Annotated in this window: 17 protein-coding genes; 10 read left to right on the forward strand and 7 right to left on the reverse strand. The window is 74.7% G+C overall.

Features of this window, described 5'->3' with window-relative positions; translation table 11 throughout:
* Positions 1-98: 98 nt before the first annotated feature.
* From AC1VWI_RS08880 to AC1VWI_RS08890, 3 genes are all read left to right on the forward strand, one after another.
* On the forward strand, positions 99-704 hold the full coding sequence (locus AC1VWI_RS08880) for a dihydrofolate reductase family protein (RefSeq protein WP_499510407.1): 606 nt from the start codon (positions 99-101) through the stop codon (positions 702-704).
* 98 nt (positions 705-802) lie between these two features.
* On the forward strand, positions 803-1,324 hold the full coding sequence (locus tag AC1VWI_RS08885; RefSeq protein ID WP_499510408.1) for a DUF1990 domain-containing protein: 522 nt from the start codon (positions 803-805) through the stop codon (positions 1,322-1,324).
* Positions 1,325-1,400: 76 nt separating this feature from the next.
* Entirely contained in the window at positions 1,401-2,789 is a 1,389-nt protein-coding gene (locus AC1VWI_RS08890) for a GNAT family N-acetyltransferase (RefSeq protein WP_499510409.1), read from the forward strand.
* On the opposite strand, the gene AC1VWI_RS08895 is transcribed toward AC1VWI_RS08890, so the two are convergent.
* Positions 2,743-3,918, reverse strand: coding sequence for a trans-sulfuration enzyme family protein (locus tag AC1VWI_RS08895; protein ID WP_499510410.1), 1,176 nt, complete (start codon positions 3,916-3,918; stop codon positions 2,743-2,745). The two genes, AC1VWI_RS08890 and AC1VWI_RS08895, sit on opposite strands and share 47 nt — an antisense overlap.
* A 59-nt stretch (positions 3,919-3,977) precedes the next feature.
* On the opposite strand from AC1VWI_RS08895, the gene AC1VWI_RS08900 reads away from it, so the two are divergent.
* Both AC1VWI_RS08900 and AC1VWI_RS08905 read left to right on the forward strand, forming a co-directional pair.
* Positions 3,978-4,460 (forward strand): Lrp/AsnC family transcriptional regulator, encoded by a 483-nt coding sequence (locus AC1VWI_RS08900; protein ID WP_431964617.1) that lies wholly within the window; start codon positions 3,978-3,980, stop codon positions 4,458-4,460.
* 48 nt (positions 4,461-4,508) lie between these two features.
* A complete protein-coding gene (locus AC1VWI_RS08905; RefSeq protein WP_499510411.1) occupies positions 4,509-6,185 on the forward strand; it encodes a DUF885 domain-containing protein in 1,677 nt (558 codons plus the stop codon).
* A gap of 57 nt (positions 6,186-6,242) precedes the next feature.
* On the opposite strand, the gene AC1VWI_RS08910 is transcribed toward AC1VWI_RS08905, so the two are convergent.
* Positions 6,243-6,839, reverse strand: coding sequence for a hypothetical protein (locus tag AC1VWI_RS08910; RefSeq protein WP_499510412.1), 597 nt, complete (start codon positions 6,837-6,839; stop codon positions 6,243-6,245).
* Between the two features lie 178 nt (positions 6,840-7,017).
* On the opposite strand from AC1VWI_RS08910, the gene AC1VWI_RS08915 reads away from it, so the two are divergent.
* Complete coding sequence (locus AC1VWI_RS08915) at positions 7,018-7,551, forward strand: GNAT family N-acetyltransferase (protein WP_499510413.1); 534 nt, start codon at positions 7,018-7,020, stop codon at positions 7,549-7,551.
* Between the two features lie 51 nt (positions 7,552-7,602).
* On the forward strand, positions 7,603-8,409 hold the full coding sequence (locus AC1VWI_RS08920; protein WP_499510414.1) for an ATP-grasp domain-containing protein: 807 nt from the start codon (positions 7,603-7,605) through the stop codon (positions 8,407-8,409).
* 18 nt (positions 8,410-8,427) lie between these two features.
* On the opposite strand, the gene AC1VWI_RS08925 is transcribed toward AC1VWI_RS08920, so the two are convergent.
* Complete coding sequence (locus AC1VWI_RS08925) at positions 8,428-8,952, reverse strand: rhodanese-like domain-containing protein (RefSeq protein ID WP_499510415.1); 525 nt, start codon at positions 8,950-8,952, stop codon at positions 8,428-8,430.
* A gap of 94 nt (positions 8,953-9,046) precedes the next feature.
* On the opposite strand from AC1VWI_RS08925, the gene AC1VWI_RS08930 reads away from it, so the two are divergent.
* Positions 9,047-9,496 carry an Lrp/AsnC family transcriptional regulator gene (locus AC1VWI_RS08930; protein ID WP_499510416.1) on the forward strand — a complete coding sequence of 150 codons (450 nt, stop codon included), beginning with the start codon at positions 9,047-9,049 and terminating at the stop codon, positions 9,494-9,496.
* Here AC1VWI_RS08930 and AC1VWI_RS08935 read toward each other — a convergent pair.
* The 3 genes from AC1VWI_RS08935 to AC1VWI_RS08945 all read right to left on the reverse strand — a co-directional run bounded on the left by AC1VWI_RS08935 (position 9,461) and on the right by AC1VWI_RS08945 (position 14,098).
* Positions 9,461-12,463, reverse strand: a complete 3,003-nt coding sequence (locus tag AC1VWI_RS08935; RefSeq protein ID WP_499510417.1) for an AAA family ATPase — start codon at positions 12,461-12,463, stop codon at positions 9,461-9,463. The genes AC1VWI_RS08930 and AC1VWI_RS08935 overlap by 36 nt on opposite strands.
* A 238-nt stretch (positions 12,464-12,701) precedes the next feature.
* Positions 12,702-12,938, reverse strand: coding sequence for a hypothetical protein (locus AC1VWI_RS08940; RefSeq protein ID WP_499510418.1), 237 nt, complete (start codon positions 12,936-12,938; stop codon positions 12,702-12,704).
* The gene (locus AC1VWI_RS08945; RefSeq protein ID WP_499510419.1) at positions 12,938-14,098 is read right to left on the reverse strand and encodes an exonuclease SbcCD subunit D; all 1,161 of its coding nucleotides are present in this window, start codon (positions 14,096-14,098) and stop codon (positions 12,938-12,940) included. The genes AC1VWI_RS08940 and AC1VWI_RS08945 overlap by 1 nt, the downstream gene beginning before the upstream one ends.
* 192 nt (positions 14,099-14,290) lie before the next feature.
* Between AC1VWI_RS08945 and AC1VWI_RS08950 the strand changes: the two genes are divergently transcribed.
* A complete protein-coding gene (locus AC1VWI_RS08950) occupies positions 14,291-15,901 on the forward strand; it encodes a serine/threonine-protein kinase (protein ID WP_499510420.1) in 1,611 nt (536 codons plus the stop codon).
* A 22-nt stretch (positions 15,902-15,923) separates the two neighbouring features.
* On the opposite strand, the gene AC1VWI_RS08955 is transcribed toward AC1VWI_RS08950, so the two are convergent.
* Entirely contained in the window at positions 15,924-16,553 is a 630-nt protein-coding gene (locus AC1VWI_RS08955) for a YigZ family protein (protein WP_499510421.1), read from the reverse strand.
* Positions 16,554-16,626: 73 nt separating this feature from the next.
* Between AC1VWI_RS08955 and AC1VWI_RS08960 the strand changes: the two genes are divergently transcribed.
* Entirely contained in the window at positions 16,627-17,034 is a 408-nt protein-coding gene (locus AC1VWI_RS08960; protein ID WP_499510422.1) for a CoA-binding protein, read from the forward strand.
* Positions 17,035-17,045 lie beyond the last annotated feature (11 nt).

A 17,045-nucleotide genomic window follows, 5' to 3' on the forward strand; every position in this document is an offset into this window, starting at 1 on the left:
CCTCGCCTCGCCTCCTGGGCGCGATGATTCCGGGGCAGTGCGACGGTCTCCCTTGCAGTGACGGCGGCGAGTGACGACGAAGACGAGGAGCGAATCCCATGCGCATCGTGATCACCGAGTTCATCAGCCTCGACGGCGTGGTGCAGGCGCCGGGCGGACCGGAGGAGGACACCGACGGCGGCTTCGCCAACGGCGGTTGGACGCACCCCTTCTTCGACCCGGAGGTCGTGGGCGGCGCCTTCGACGAGGCGGTCGGCAAGGCCGACGCGCTGCTGTACGGGCGCCGCACGTGGGCGGCGATGGCCGGCGCGTGGCCCGAGCGGGCCGGTGACCCCTTCGCGGACCGGATGAACGCGCTGCCGAAGTACGTCGTGTCCGGCACGCTCGGCGACTCCGAGCTGGCCTGGCACAACACCACCCGTATCCCCGGCGGCGAAGCCGTCGCCCGGATCAAGGAGCTGCAGGAGGCGCCCGGCGGCGACATCGTGGTGATGGGCAGCCCCACGCTCGCGCGCACCCTGCTGAGCGAGGACCTGGTCGACGAACTCCGCCTCATGGTCACGCCCGTCCTCCTCGGCGGCGGCAAGTCGCTCTTCCCCGAGGACGGCGCGCTGCGCACCTTCGCACTGGTCTCCACGGTCACCAGCGACAAGGGCGTCAACGTCTGCACCTACCGGCGGGCGGGCGGCGCCCCCGGGGCTTAGCATGTGCAAATCGTCGGGGCAATACGGCGATTTCGAGACCTCGTGGAGCGAGCGGGGAGGGTGCTCCGCGGGCTCCCGAGGACGGGAAGGACGGCGCCGTGACGGGTGGTTTCACCTACGAGCAGGTCGGGGTGACGCGGACCGGCGGGCCCACGCCGCCGGGGCTCCACCACCTGCACGAGCGGATCCGGCTCGGCGAGGGCCCCCAGGTGCTGGCCGCGGCCGGACGGGCGCTGATGGGGTGGCGGATGCACCGGGCGACCGGACTGCGGGTGCCCGCCGGCACCCCGGAGGCGGCACCGGGGGTGCGTGTGCCCCTGCGGATCGGCCCGCTGCGCGCGCCGTGCGAGGTGGTGTGGGCGGAACGCGGCCCGGAGCGCGTGGGGTTCGCCTACGGGACGCTCCCCGGCCACCCGGAACGCGGGGAGGAGGCGTTCGTGGTGAGCCTCGCGCCCGACGGGTCCGTGTGGCTGGATGTCACGGCCTTCAGTGGACCGGGGGCGTGGTACGTGCGTCTACTGGGCCCCCTGGGACGCGTCACTCAGCGTGGCATCGCGCGGCGCTACGGCCGGTGCCTACGCAGATTGTCGCAGGACGGAATTGTTGAAAGGGGGAGTTAACCGACATGGGACACCCTTTACCCGTCGGTCACAACGCGTTCGTGATCACGCAACACGAGTTCGGCATGGTGTTTGCATGCGAGAACTGACTTCCGCCACGACCGCCCCCGCCGCGTTCGCGGGCCGGCGGCACCACTGGCGCCGCGACGTCATCGAACTCGCCGCGCTCTTCGTGGCCGTGGCCACCGCCGACCTCATCGCCAATCTCGTCGGGCACGCCCCCGACGGCCCCGCCCTGCTGTGCCTGTCGGCCGCCGCGCTCGTCGCCACGGCCGGCTTCCACACATGGTGGGCACGCCATCACGGTCATTCACCGCCGACCGCCGGGAGCCACGGCGGGAGCCGTACGACGGAGCCGGGGGAAAGCTCCGCCGTGGGCGGACCCGACCCGCGGACCACGTTGTGGCGGGTGCGCACCACCGTGCACGACACGCCGGGCAGCCTCGCCGCCCTCTGCACGGCCCTGGCGGGGCGGGGCGTGGACATCCTCACGCTCCAGACGCACCCGCTGGCCGAGGGCACCGTGGACGAGTTCCTGGTCCGCGCCCCGGCCGCACTCGCCCCGGGCGACCTGACGCGGACCGTGGGCGGCGGGGGCGGGCGCGACACCTGGATCGAGCGGGCCGACGCCCACGACCTGGTGGACACCCCGACCCGGGTGCTGAACCTCGCCACCCGCACCGCCATGGACGCCGCCGAACTGCCCCTGGCACTACGACAGTTGTTCGGCCGCTGCACGATAAGGTCCACCCCGCCCGGTACGGCCGGCCCCGATCCCGCCGAGGACACGGAGGACACCGAGGACACCCTGGAGGGCACCGTCATGCGGCTGCGCGATCCGGCCGGAGGCACCATCACCGTGGAACGCGCCTACCTCCCGTTCACCCCGACCGAGTTCGCCCGCGCCCGCGCGCTCGTCGAGCTCGACGCGCACCTGGGCACCAGGGTCCCGGAGGACCGGGCGGTGCTCACGCTGCCCGAGGGCAACGAGATCACCGTCCGCCGGGCGGGCCCCGAGGACCTCGAGGCCGCCCGCGAGCTCCACGGGCGCTGCTCCGCCAGGACCCTGACGCGCCGCTACCACGGCCCGGTCGCGGACGTGGACCGCTATCTGACCCACCTGCTCAGCCCCCGCTTCGGGCAGACCCTCGCCGTGCAGACCGTCTCCGGCCGGCTCGTCGCCCTCGGCCACCTGCTGTGGGACGGCGAAGAGACCGAGGTCGCCCTGCTGGTCGAGGACGCCTGGCAGCGCCGAGGCATCGGCCTGGAGCTGCTGCGCCGCCTGGTCGCCCAGGCCGTCGACGCGGGGTGCGAGAGCGTCTACGCGGTGACCCGGGCGACCAACACCGGGATGGTCGCGACGATGCGCCGCCTGGGTCTGCCGCTGGACTACCAGGTCGAGGACGGCACGCTGGTCATCACCGCGACGCTGTCACCGGCCGGCGCGAGCGCGTCGCTGCGCTGAGCGCGATGTCGAGGTCCTCCCACAGGTCCTCGACGTCCTCCAGGCCGACGGACAGCCGCAGCAGCCGGTCGCTGACCCCCGAGCTGTGGCGGTCGCCCTCGTCGACGATGCGGTGGCTGATCGAGGCCGGGTGCTGGATGAGGGTGTCGACGCTCCCGAGGCTGACCGCCGGGGTGATCAGCCGGACCCCGGCGATCACCTCGTGCGGGTCGCCCTGGACCTCGAACGCGACCATGGCGCCGCCGATCCGCGGGTAGTGCACCTTCGCCACCCGCGGGTCGGCGGCCAGCCGCTCGGCCAGCGCGGCCGCCGTCGCCGAGGCGGCCTTCACCCGGACCGGCAGCGTGGACAGCCCGCGCAGCAGCAGGTAGCCCGCCAGGGGGTGCAGCACCCCTCCGGTGGCGAAGCGCACCTTGCGCAGCACGCGGGCGAACTCCTCGTCACAGGCGATGACCCCGCCCAGGACGTCGCCGTGGCCGCCCAGGTACTTGGTGGCGCTGTGCAGCACGATCCTGGCGCCGCTCTCCAGGGGGCGCTGCAGGACGGGCGTGGCGAAGGTGTTGTCGACCAGCAGCGGCACCTCGCCGCAGGAGTGGGCGACGGCCCGCAGGTCGACCTCGGCCAGCGTCGGGTTGGCGGGGGTCTCCACGATCACCAGGCCGGTGTCGGGGCCGATGGCGTCCGCTATGCCCGCCGGGTCGGTCCAGGTCACCTCGGTGCCGATCAGGCCCCCGGTCAGGAGGTGGTCGCTGCAGCCGTACAGCGGGCGGACGGCCACCACGTGGCGCAGCCCCATGGAGGCGCGGGCCAGCAGGGTGGCGGTGAGGGCGGCCATGCCGCTGGCGAAGGCCACCGCGGCCTCGGCGCCCTCCAGCCGGGCCAGCGCCGCCTCGAAGCGGGCGACGGTGGGGTTGTCGAGCCGGGAGTAGACCGGCGGGCCGGTCAGCGCGGCACCGGTCACGGCGAAGTCGTCCAGCCGGGCGGCCTCGGCGCGGCTGTCCCGCGAAGGGTAGGTGGTGGACAGGTCCAGGGGAACGGCGTGCAGGCCGAGGTCCGCGAGGTCTTCGCGGCCGGCGTGCACGGCCTCGGTGGCGAGGGCGCGGGTGGGCGCCGATGCTGTCGTGTCCATGGCCCGATGCTGAACAGCTACCGGTCCGTAGTGGGGAGAGCCCGTGTTAACTTCGGCCGATGTCCGATTCCGTGCTTCTGGATCCGGTCGACCTCGAGATTCTGCGGCTCCTGCAGAACGACGCACGGACGACCTACAAGGACCTCGCCGCGGCCGTGGGCGTGGCCCCGTCCACCTGCCTGGACCGGGTCAGCCGGCTGCGCCGCACCGGGGTGATCCTCGGCCATGAGCTGCGGGTCGACCCGGCCCGGCTCGGGCGGCCGCTGGAGGCACTGCTGGCGGTGCAGGTGCGGCCGCACCGCCGGGAGCTGATCGGCCCGTTCGTGGAGCGGGTGCGGGCACTGCCCGAGTCCCGGGCGCTGTTCCACCTCACCGGGCCCGACGACTACCTCGTCCACGTGGCCGTGGCGAGCACCGGCGACCTCCAGCGGCTGGTCGTCGACGAGTTCACCTCGCGGCCCGAAGTCGCGCGCGTGGAGACCCGGTTGATCTTCCAGCACTGGGACTGCGGCCCACTGCTCCCGCCCACGTCAGGAATATGATCGTCAATGGTGATGACGGAGCAGGCCGCTCCGTACCAGGATGTGACCATGCCCGACACCACCGGCAGCGCGCTGCCCCGCCAGATCGCCGACGCGTACGTCGACGCGGTCACCGAACTCGACCCCATCACCGCCACGTACCTGGGGGTGCGGACCGGTCAGGACCGGCTCCCCGACTTCAGCCCCGCCGGCCTGGAGGCCCAGGCCGGGCTCGCCCGCCGCACCCTGGCCGACGTCGACGCGGCCGAGGCGACGGACGACGACGAGCGCCGCTGCGCCCGGCTGCTGCGCGAGCGGCTCACCGCCGAGCTGGCCGTGCACGAGGCGGGTGAGGGCCTGCGGGCCGTGAGCAACCTGCACTCCCCCGTCCACTCGGTGCGCGGCGTCTTCATGCTGATGCCGACCGGGACCGACGAGGACTGGGCCGCCGTCGCCGCCCGGCTGCGCGCGGTCCCGGAGTCCCTGGCGGGCTACCGGGCCTCCCTGGAGGAGGGCGTCGCCCGCAAGCTGCCGGCCGGGCCGCGCCAGGTCGCCACGGTCATCGAGCAGCTCGGCGAGTGGCTGGGCGAGGACGCAGGAGCGAGCTGGTTCGCGCAGTTCGTGAAGGAGGGCCCGCAGGCCCTGCGGTCCGAGCTCGACGGCGGTGCCGCCGACGCCACCGCCGCCGTCGCCGACCTGCGCGACTGGCTGCGCGACACCTACGCCCCCGCCGTCGAGGGCACCCCGGACGCCGTCGGCCGCGAGCGGTACGCCCGCTGGGCCCGCTACTGGACCGGCTCCGACCTCGACCTGGACGAGGCGTACGCCTGGGGCTGGGAGGAATTCCGGCGCCTCGACGCCGAGATGCGCGTCGAGGCGGAGAAGGTGCTGCCCGGCTCCACCCCGCTGGAGGCGCTGGCCCACCTGGACGAGGCCGGCGAGGCCGTCGAGGGCGTCGACGCGGTCCGCGACTGGCTGCAGGGCCTGATGGACGAGGCCATGGCGGCGCTCGACGGCACCCACTTCGACCTGGCCGAGCCCGTCAAGCACGTCGAGTCCCGCATCGCTCCGCCCGGCAGCGCCGCCGCGCCGTACTACACGGCCCCCTCCCTGGACTTCTCCCGCCCGGGCCGCACCTGGCTGCCCACCCTGGGCCGCGAGCGGTTCCCCGTCTGGGACCTGGTCAGCACCTGGTACCACGAGGGCGTCCCCGGCCACCACCTGCAGCTCGCGCAGTGGGTGTACGTCGCGGACCGGCTCAGCCGCTACCAGGCCACCCTGGGCCAGGTCAGCGCCAACGCGGAGGGCTGGGCCCTGTACGCCGAGCGCCTCATGGACGAACTCGGCTTCCTGACGGACGCGGGGCGCCGGCTGGGCTACCTCAACGCGCAGATGCTGCGGGCCACCCGCGTCATCCTGGACATCGGCATGCACCTGGAGCTGGAGATCCCGCAGGACAGCCCGTACCGTCCGGGCGAGACCTGGACGCCGGAGCTGGGGCGTGAGTTCTTCGGGCGCTTCAACGGGCTCAGCGACGCCATGCTCGACAGCGAGATCATCCGCTACCTCGGCATGCCGGGGCAGGCCATCGGCTACAAGCTGGGCGAGCGCGCCTGGCTCGCCGGGCGGGAGGCCGCCCGCAAGGCCCACGGCGACTCCTTCGACCCCAAGGCCTGGCACATGGCCGCGCTCTCGCAGGGCTCCCTGGGCCTGGACGACCTCGTCGACGAGCTCTCGAAGCTCTGACGGTCGACCGTCCTTCCCCGGGCCCCGCCCGGGGAAGGACGCAGGGCGCACCGACGCCTACCGCTCCGGGTCGGGCCAGGCCGCCACGAGCGCCCGGTAGTCGGCGAAGCGGGGGCCGGGGACGCTCTCCCGGACCGGCCGGCCGTTCAGCCAGTCCATCCGGTGGATGCCGGTCTCGGTGTCGAGCAGGCAGCACACTCCCCCGGCTGCGGCCGTGAGGCCGGTGAACACCGACCGGACGCTCGCGGACCGCTCGAACATCAGGCTCATCCCGGTGGTCGCCGCCGTGAACTCCAGCGTCGCGTAGTGGGGGTGGAGCGCGGGCGCGAACCGGACCGTCAGGTAGACGTAGCCGATCGGGACCCTCCCGAGCGCGTCGGGCTCGGGGTCGCGGGTCTCCAGGAACGCGCGTACGGCGTCGTCCACCCCGAACATGATCGAGGTGTCGAGCTCCAGCGTGCCGCTCCCGGAGCAATCCACCGGCTCGCTCCGGAAATGGGACGTGAACGGGACGACGACGCCCTCACCGCCGGGCAGGGTGACCGTCAGCGGCGGCACGCGCGAGGCCGGCGGCGCCAGCTTCACCAGCTCCGCCAGCGCGGCGGCGACGTTCCCGGCCGGCAGGACGATCTCGTAGGTGTAGTCGAGCCCCATGCCCATCCCTCCCCTGAGCGGCACCGATCGTGCCACGCCGGACCGTCGGAAGCCCGCGGATTTCCCGCGGGGCACTCCGCCGCCCGGTGCCTGCCCGCGATGCCCGCCCCCGCGCGGGGACCCGCCCGCGGGGAGCGGCGGGGGTGGATAGGGTGAGTCGCATGGGGGTGTCACGCGGATGATTCCGAATGCTGCGCGGGAAGACGGCCGCCTGGTGCTGACGCACGGGCGGGTGGTGCTGAGGGAGCAACTGCCGGAGGAAGCAGCGCAGCTGGCCGACGGCAAGCCGGCCGGGCTGGAGTGGATCGACGGCGGGCCGGGCGAGGGCACGATCATCGCGGCCGGGATGATGACGATCGCGGCGGCCGCAGCGGTGTACGCCCCGGGGTGGGGGCTGTTCGTGATCCAGCGGACGGACGACGGCCTCGCGCTCGGCGGCATCGGCTTCCACGGCCCGCCCTCCGCCGTCGACGGCCTGGTGGAGATCGGCTACGACCTGTCGGAGTCCGCGCGCGGCGTGGGCTGGGCGACGGACGCCGTACTGGTGCTGTCCCGGTGGGCGCTGAGCCGTGCCGAGGTGCGCACCGTGCTGGCGACCACCGATCCGGGCAACCGCGCCTCGCAACGGGTGCTGGAGCGGGCCGGTTTCGGGCGGGTCGCGGACCGGGACGCCCAGTGGGCGTACGAGCTGCGGCCGGCCGGGGTGGTGTGACGGCGTAATGCGCTGTCGCGTCACCCGCCGGATGCGCCACCATCGGTGACCGTGAACACCGTGCACCCGTCCCGGACCCTCTTCCTCTCGCCGCGCGTGACCGCCACCGGCCACGCGCTCGCCGCGGCCGCCCACCGGCGCGGCATGGCGACGCGTACCCTCCCCACGTGGCGGGTGCCGCAGGACGCGCTCGACGCCGTGGGCCCGTCGCTGTACGCGGGGCCGCTCTTCGCGGACGCGGTGGCGGCGGACCTGGGCCTGGGGCTGCTGGAGGCCGACGAGGACTGGCTGGCCCGGCTGCCGTTCGAACTCGTGAGGCGGCGGATCGAGTTCACCACCCTGGCGCAGGCCCGCGGGCTGCGCCGGCCCGCCTTCGTGAAGCCGCCGAACGACAAGAGCTTCCCGGCCCGTGTGTACCCCGACGGCAGCGGCCTGCCCGGTCCGGACGCGGTGGACGACGACACCCCCGTGCTGGTGAGCGACATCGTGGCGTTCGCCGTCGAATACCGGCTGTTCCTGCTGGACGGCGAGGTCGTCACGGGCAGCCGCTACGCGACCCGCGGCGACCTGGACGTGGCTCCCCTGGACGGCGACCCGGCGGCCGGTGAGGTGCGGGACTTCGCCGCACGGCTGTTCGCACCCGGCGTGCCGGAACTGCCCGGCGCGGTCGTGGTCGACGTCGGCAGGACCGCGGACGGCTGGGCGGTGGTCGAGGCCAACGCGGCCTGGGCGAGCGGGCACTACGCCTGCGAGGCCGACGCCGCGCTGGACGTCGTCCTGCGGGCCGCGGCGCCGCTCGCCGGACGGGGGCCGCGGGACCGCCGGTTCCTGCGCTCGGCCGTCTCCGTCGTCCGCTGAGGCCGCCGCGCGGCGGCCTCAGCAGCCGCAGTCGTCGCCGCCCACGGGCGCGGTCAGCGGGTCGGCCGGGCGCCGGAAGGTGCCGTCGGCCGTCTCGTGGGCGAAGCCCTCGCGGATCCAGTACTCCATGCCGCCGAGCATCTCCTTGACCCGGTAGCCGAGGCTCGCCAGGGCGTGCGCGGCGCGGGTGGCGCCGTTGCAGCCGGGCCCCCAGCAGTACACGACGACGGGCACGTCGCGGTCGAGGTAGGCCGCGGCGAGCCAGGGGACGTCCGCGGTGGGCAGGTGGACGGCGCCGGGGACGTGGCCCTGCTCCCAGGCCTGGGTGGAGCGGGAGTCGACGACGACGAAGCCGGGTCCGGTGCCGCTCTCCGCCGCCGTGGCGAGGGCGGCCGCGACGTCGGACACGTCGGCGTGGAAGGCGAGGCTCGCGGCGAAGTACGCGGCGGCGTCGGCCGGAGCGGCGGGCGGGAGGCGCAGCACGGGGTTGTCGGCCGGAGCGGAGGCGGGGGCGTAGGCGGGGGCAGCGGTCTGTGTCGTCATGGCGGCAAATCTACGAGCCGCCGACGCCCGTCTGAAGGGTCGTTCCCCGGCGTCCGTCTTGCCCGACCGGGGAAACCACTGGTACTCAGGGTGCATGACCGTGGATTCCCTCGACGCCACCGACTGGCGCATCCTGGACGCCCTGCAGCGCGACGGCCGGGCCAGCTACGCCGAACTGGCGCGTGCCGTGTCGATGTCACCGAGCGCGGTGACCGAGCGGGTCCGGCGGCTGGAGGAGGCGGGGGTGATCACGGCGTACACGGCCGTCGTGGACCTGGAGCGGATCGGCCGCCCGATCATGGCGTTCGTCCGGCTGCGCTACCCGCACGGCAACTACAAGCCGTTCCACGATCTGCTGGAGTCGACCCCGGAGATCCTGGAGGCCCACCATGTGACGGGCGACGACTGCTTCATCATGAAGGTCACCGCCCGCTCGATGCGCCACCTGGAGGAGATCACCGGCCGTGTCTCGGGCCTCGGCTCGGTGACGACGAGCGTCGTCTACTCGTCACCGCTCGCCCGTCGTGCGGTGGCGGAGGGCTGAGCCCCGCTGCCCCTTGACCACCTGCAACTGGGCGGGGACGCGCTGCCGGAGCTCGGCCACGTGGCTGACGATGCCGACGGCGCGGTCCCGTTCGCGCAGGCCGTCGAGGACGTCCAGCACCTCGTCCAGGGTCTGCTCGTCGAGGCTGCCGAAGCCCTCGTCGACGAAGAGCGTGTCGAGGCGGGCGCCGCCCGACTCGTCCGTGACGACGTCCGCGAGCCCGAGGGCGAGGGCGAGGGAGGCGAAGAAGGTCTCGCCGCCGGAGAGCGTGGCGGTGTCGCGCTCGGTGCCCGTCCAGGAGTCCACGACCATCAGCCCCAGGCCCGACTTGACGTTGCGTGAGGCACGGGCGTCGGTGTGGACGAGGGTGTAGCGCCCGGAGGACATCCGGTGCAGCCGGACGCTGGCCGCGGCAGCGACCTGTTCCAGCCGGGCGGCGAGCACATAGGTCTCCAGCTCCATGCGCAGCGTGTTCTCGCCGGCGCCGGTGGCCAGGTCCGCCAGGCGTCGCAGCCGCGCGTACTCCTCGCGGGCCGGGGCGAGCGCCCTGGTACCGCGCAGCGCCTCGGCCCGCAGCCGGTCGAGGGCGTCGCGGGTCGCGTGCGCGGCGGACTGTCGGGCGGCGGCCCCGCGCAGCCGTACGGTGGCGGTCTCGACGGCCCGCCGGGCCGCGTCGGGGTCGGCCGGGGGCAGCGCGGCGGCCTCGGCCAGCTCCAGGGCGGTGAGTTCGGCGGTGACCGCGGCCTCCTCGCGGCGCCACTCCTCCGCCCGTTGCCGCAGCCGCCGCAGTTCCGTCTCCGGCTGTACGGCGGCGGCCGCCGCCTCGGGCGTGGGGAAACCGGCCTTGTAGGCGGCGTCGGCCAGGTCGGAGTCCGCCTCCTTCAGCCCGCGGGCGCCGTCCTGCCCGGCGCGGGCCGCCCGGGCCGCGGTGGCGGCGCGCTCGGCGTCCGCCGCGAGCCGGGCGCGGCGCTCGGCGACGGTGGCGTACGGGCCGCGGGCCCGCGCCAGCCGGGCGGTGAGCTCGGTGTCCTCCTGGTCGAGGAGCTCCCGGCGGGTGGTGAGGGAGGCGAGCCGGTTCTCGGCCTCGTTGCGGTCCGAGGAGCGGCGGGCGTGTTCCGCGAGGGCCCGGTCGAGCGCCTGGCGCGCCTCGGGGGCCCGCGCGGCGGCCCGCGCGGCGGCCCGGTACTCCTCTTCCAACGCGGCGTGCGCGGCGGCGAGTTCGGGCTGCGGCTCCGGTCCCGCGGCGGCGAGGGCCGCGTCGTGGGCCGCGGTGAGGCGTACGACCTGGTCCTGCGCGGTGTCCCGGGTGGCGGCGGCCCGCTGCTGGGCCTCCTGCGCGGCCTCCTCGTCCGCGCGGCCCACCTGGCGGCCGGTGGGGCGGGCGGGGTGCGGGTGCTCGGTGGCGCCGCAGACCAGACAGCCCTCACCGGGGCTGAGCTGCGCGGCCAGTTCGGCGGCGATGCCATTGATGCGGGCCTCGCGCACGTCCTGCCAGTGGTCGCGGGCGTCGGCGGCGGCGTCGCGTGCGGCACGCAGCCGGTCCTGCGCGGCGAGCAGCGCGGTGGCGTGGGTGTCGCGTTCGCGGGCGGCGTCGAGGCGGCGGCGGGCCCGGTCGAGGGCGCCGGAGAGTTCGGCGGCGCGGGTGGCGGCGGACTGGGCGGTGTCGACGGCGCGTTCGTGGCCGAGGCGTGCGGCCTCCCAGCCGTCCAGCCAGGCGGCCGTGTCGGCGATCAGCCGCTCGTCCTCGGCGGCCTCGCGCTCCACGCGCCCGCGGTCGTGGGCCAGTTCGGCGGCGCGCTGCTCGGCCCGGCCGGCGTCGGCGAGGCCGCCCAGCTCCTCGCGGAGCCGGTTCTCGTACTCCGCGAGCTGTTCGGCGCCCGCCTCGTACTGCTCGGCGGGCAGGCCCGCACGGGCGGTGCGTTCCTCGACGGCCGCACGGGCCTGCCGGGCGGCGGCCCGCTCGCGCAGATCCAGGGCGGGCACCACGGTCGCGGCCCGCTCCGCCGTCTCCAGCAGCCGCTGTTCGCGGGCGTGGGTCTCGCGCTCGCCGGCCATGTCGCGGGCGCGGCGCTCGGCCGCGGCGTGCCGGCGCTGCCGGACGGCGAGTTCGCGTACCGCCTCGGCCTCGCGCTGGGCCCGCTCGTGCCCGCCCTCGGCGGCGGTCACGGCGAGGTCGGCGACGTCGACGCGTTCGTGAGCGGTGGTGGCCAGCACGGCCGCCCAGCGCAGGATGTGCGGGGCCAGTTCCGGGTCGCCGGCCACGACACCCTCCGGCAGCGGCCCGGCCAGGGCCTCCGGGTCGTCACCGGCGGCCTGGCCCATGCGCTCGGCGAGCCGCTGCAACTCGTCGTCCCCGGCGGCGACCCGCTGCTCGGCGGCCCGCCGCCGGGCCCGCAGCCACTCCTCGACGGCCTTGAAACGGCCGGTGTCGAAGAGCTTGCCGAGCAGGGCTGCCCGGTCGGTGGCGGTGGCCCGCAGGAAGGTCGCGAACTCGCCCTGGGGCAGCAGCACGACCTGGCAGAACTGCTCCCGGCTCATGCCGATGAGATGCTTCAGCTCCTCGCCGGCCTCCTGGTGGGACTTGCTGAGCGCCCGCCACTCCCCCGCCGTGTGCTCGCGCAGCAGGGTGACGGCCTTCTCCATCGTGTAGCCGGTGCCGCGCTTCTTGGGGCGCGGCTGCTCGGGGCGCCGGGTGATCTCCAGCCGCCGTCCGCCCACGGTCAGGTCGAGCACCACCTCGGTGGGCGTGTCCTCCCCGGCGTGGTCGCTGCGCAGCCGGTTGCCCTGCCGGCTGCCGGGGACCCCGCCGTACAGGGCGAAGCACACCCCGTCGAGCACGGAGGTCTTGCCGGCGCCGGTCGCACCGTGCAGCAGGAACAGCCCGGCCGAGGACAGCTCGTCGAAGTCCACGGTGTGGCTGCCGGCGAACGGCCCGAAGGCGGTCAGGGTCAGACGGTGCAGGCGCATCAGTCGGTCTCCGCCCCTACGGCATCGCTACGGACCGCGTCGAACGCGTCCCGCAGGACACCCCGCTCCGCGGTGTCGGGCCCGGTGCCCGGCTCGGTTCCCGGCCGCCCACCACCCACGGTGCGGCCGAGCACGACGGCGGCGTGATCGCCGCACGGCCCATCGCCCCACCGAACGCCGACCGCGCGGCTGACAGCGAACGCCCCGAGGGCCGTGAAGGTCGGACGGTGCAGGCGCATCAGTCGGCCTCCGCCCGCACCGCATCGCTACGGACCGCGTCGAACGCGTCCCGCAGGACACCCCGCTCCGCGGTGTCGGGCCCGGTGCCGCGCCGCGCGGCGCGCCGGCCAGCGGCGGTGGCGGCGAGCACGGCAGCGGCACGACCACCGTACGGCCGGCGGCCCCCCCGATGGCCGACGGTGCGGCCGCCGGCGAACGGCCCGAAGGCGGTCAGGGTCGGACGGTGCAGGCGCATCAGTCGGCCTCCGCCCGTACGGCATCACTGCGGACCGCGTCGAACGCGTCCCGCAGGACACCCCGCTCCGCGGTGTCGGGCCCGGTGCCGCGGACGTGGGTCACGAAGTCCTCGGCGATCTGCCGGTCGGTGCGGCCGCGCAGGCGCTGCGCGTACGAGGCGTGGGGGTCGGCGTCCGTGCGTTCGGGCTCGAAGGCCAGCGCGAGGGCGTGGGGGAAGCGTTTGCGCAGGCGGGCCATGGGCTCGTGCGGGCGGTGGGGGTCGGTGAGGGTGGCCTCGACCCAGGAGTCCTCGTGCCGTTCGTGCGCCGGGTCCTCCAGCAGGTCCGCCAGGGGGCCGCGGATCCGGGCGAGCGGCCGGGGCACGGGGCAGTCGACCCGCTCGGCGGCCACGGAGCCGTCGGCGCCGAGGTCGACCAGCCACATGCTCTTGCGGTGGTCGGCCTCGGAGAAGGAGTACGCCAGCGGGGAGCCGGAGTAGCGGACACGGTCGGTGATCGTCTGGCAGCCGTGGAGGTGGCCGAGGGCCACGTAGTCGACGCCGTCGAAGACGCCCGCGGGCACGGCCGCCACACCGCCGACGGTGATGTCCCGCTCGCTGTCGCTGGGCGCGCCGCCCGCGACGAAGGCGTGCGCCAGCACGACCGAGCGGGTGCCCGCGGGGCGTGCGGCCAGGTCGGCGCGGACCCGCGCCATGGCGGCGCTCAGCACCTCGGTGTGGCCTGCCCGGTCGAGGGTGAACTCCTCGCGCACCAGGGCCGGTTCGAGGTAGGGCAGCCCGTACAGGGCGACCGGCCCGTGCGCGTCGGCGAGCACGACCGGCGTCGCGCACCCGGCCGGGTCGGTCCGCAGGTGGATCCCGGCGCGGTCGATGAGCCCGGACGCCACGCCGAGCCGGCGGGCCGAGTCGTGGTTGCCGGAGATCATCACCGTGGGCACGCCGAGGGCGGCGAGCCGGTGCAGCGCGTCGTCGAAGAGCTCGACGGCGGGCAGCGAGGGCAGCGCCCGGTCGTAGACGTCGCCGGCGACGAGGACGGCGTCCACGCGCTCCGCCCGCACCGTGGCCACCAGGTGGTCGATGAACGCCGCCTGGGCGTCGAGCAGTCCGACCCGGTGGAAGGACCGCCCCAGATGCCAGTCGGAGGTGTGCAGCAACCTCACCGTGGCTCTCCCGCCCGCATGTTCCGTTCCTCCGGCTCACGTTCCGCATACTCCGCACGGGCCCCGGTGTCCCCACCGGTCCCGTAGGCTCCGAGAGCAGGCTATCCGGCACCACTGTCAGCGCGCCGCGGGAGTCCGAATTCGGGCAAGGCCGGTCAAGCCGTGTCCCCGCCCGCCCGTACGATAACCGCCATGACGGCGAGCGACTCCGGCAGACGACTGATCGACGGCCGCTTCGAGCTGCTGGAACGACTGGGCGGCGGCGGCATGGGCCTGGTCTGGCGGGCCCGCGACACCGCCCTGCACCGCGAGGTCGCCCTGAAGGAAGTACGGCCGCCCGACCCGGACTTGGCCGAGACCGACCCCGAGGCGGCGGCGAAACTGCGGGAGCGCGTGCTGCGCGAGGCCCGCGCGCTGGCCCGGGTGCACCACCCCAATGTCGCCACGATCCACCACATCGTGGACAGGACGGACCTCCCCCACCCGTGGCTCGTGATGGAGCTGGTGACCGGCGGCTCCCTGCAGGACCGGCTGGCCCGCGGCCCGCTGACCCCGCCGGAGGCGGCCACGGTCGGCCGCGGGGTACTCGCGGGGCTGCGCGCCGCGCACGCGGTCGGGGTCCACCACCGCGACGTGAAGCCCGCGAACGTGCTGCTGCGGCCCGACATGACACCGGTGCTCACCGACTTCGGCATCGCCACGCTCCGCGACTCGACACGGCTGACGACCACCGGCGGCCTCATCGGCTCGCCCGAGTACATCGCCCCCGAGCGCATCCGCGGCGAGGAGGGCAACCCCGCCTCCGACCTGTGGTCGCTCGGCATGCTGCTGTACGTCGCGGTGGAGGGCGTCCACCCGCTGCGCCGCGAGACCAGCATCGCCACGCTCGTCGCCGTCCTCGACGAGCCCCTGCCGCCCCCGGTGCGGTCGGGGCCGCTCGCCCCCGTACTCACCGCCCTGCTCGTGCGGGACGCCGCCGCCCGGCCCGACGCCGACCGGCTCGACCGGATGCTCTCCGACGTCGAGCGCGGCACGCCGCCCGCTCCCGCGCCCGTGGACGCGGCGCCCCCCGGTTTCGGGCCCGCCCCGGCCTCGTACCAGCCGATGGCTCCCCACCCGTACCACCCCCCGCAGCCGCCGACCCGCCCCACCCCGATCCCCGCGGCCCGGCGCGGCGGCCGTGCCGGCCGGGTCGTGGCCGCCTCCGGCGCCGTCGTGGCCGTGGGCGTCGCGGGCGTCCTGCTGTACACCCTCGTCCCGGGGCTCCACGGCGGAGCCGCCGACGCGAGGGAGAAGGGCGGCGGCACGGGGACCCCCAAGGCCACGCACTCCTCCGGCCCCGGCGCCCCCAGCACGGCGGCGCCCGAGAAGCTGCTCTCGGTGGCCGGGGGCCGCTCGATGACGGACGTCGTGAAGTCGGTCTCGGGCGGCACCAAGGTGGTCGAACTGACCGTCTACGAGGACTACGCGATCTTCAAGGCACCGAAGAAGTCGGACACCGGCGTGTACGACGGCTACATGTACCGGGACGGCGCGGTGTCGGAGTGGGGCAGCAAGGGCACCATCGATCCCGACGACACCGTCGTCGACCTGAAGACCGTCAGCTGGGACGCGCTCACGGCCCTGATGGGCCGCGCCGACAAGGACTGCAAGGTCGAGCACCCGACCCTCAGCTACGCGATCGTCAGGCCCGACATCATCAGCGACAAGCCGTCCCTGTACTACTACCGGGTCGACGACTACCGCACCTGCTTCATCGAGGCCACCGTCAAGGGCAAGGTCACCTACGTCAACGCCGAGTGACCTCCCCGCGGGCACGGGCCCGCTACACGTCCACGAAGGCGCTGCCCGACACCTCGACGCCCGCGGTCCCGGCGGAGGCGTCGGCGAGCCAGCTCCGGAAGGCCGCCAGTTCCTCCTCCGGCACGCCCAGCTCGATGCGCACCTCCGCCGCGCCGTAGGCGACCCCTCGCACGGTGCGGCCGGCGGCACGCAGGTCGTTCTCGATGCGCCCGGCCCGTTGGTGATCGGCGACGACGGTGACCAGCGCGAGCTTCTGCCGCTCGACCGTGCCGAGCTCGTCGAGCGCCGCCGACACGGCGCCCCCGTAGGCGCGGACCAGACCCCCCGCGCCGAGCTGGATGCCGCCGTAGTAGCGGGTGACGACGGCGACGACGTCGCGGACCTCGCGGCGCAGCAGCACCTGCAGCATCGGGGTGCCTGCGGTGCCGCCCGGCTCGCCGTCGTCGCTCGCCTTGTGGATCCGGCCCTCGGCGCCGATCACGTACGCGTAGCAGTTGTGGGTCGCCCCGGCGTGCTCCTTGCGGACACGGGCGATGAACTCCTGCGCCGCCTCCTCACTGGGGGCCGGCGCCAGTGCGCACAGGAACCGCGAGCGCTTGATCTCGCTCTCGTGGACGTGCTCGCGCCCGATCGTCAGATACCGCTCCACCACCCCGCCACCCTACGGGAACAGTCAGGTGCGTCCTCTGGTTGACTGCTGCGGACCGGATTCGAGGGAGGACGACGTGTACGGAGACGACGCGACGGTTCGCAAGATCCTGACCGGCCTCGGGGACACCTGGGCCGTGGTGGGGCTGTCCAACAACGCCTCGCGGGCGGCGTACGGCGTCGCCGCGGTGCTGCAGCGGTACGGCAAGCGCGTGGTGCCGGTGCACCCGAAGGCCGAGACCGTGCACGGTGAGCAGGGTTACGCCTCGCTGGCCGACATCCCGTTCCCGGTCGACGTGGTGGACGTCTTCGTCAACTCCGACCTGGCCGGGGCCGTCGCGGACGAGGCCGTCGCGATCGGCGCGAAGGCGGTCTGGTACCAGCTCGGCGTGATCGACGAGGACGCGTACGAGCGCACCCGGGCCGCGGGTCCGCTCATGGTCATGGACCGCTGCCCCGCGATCGAGATCCCCCGGCTCGGCTAGCCGCGTTGTAG

The sequence above is a fragment of the Streptomyces sp. TOM-9 genome, assembly GCF_056858595.1.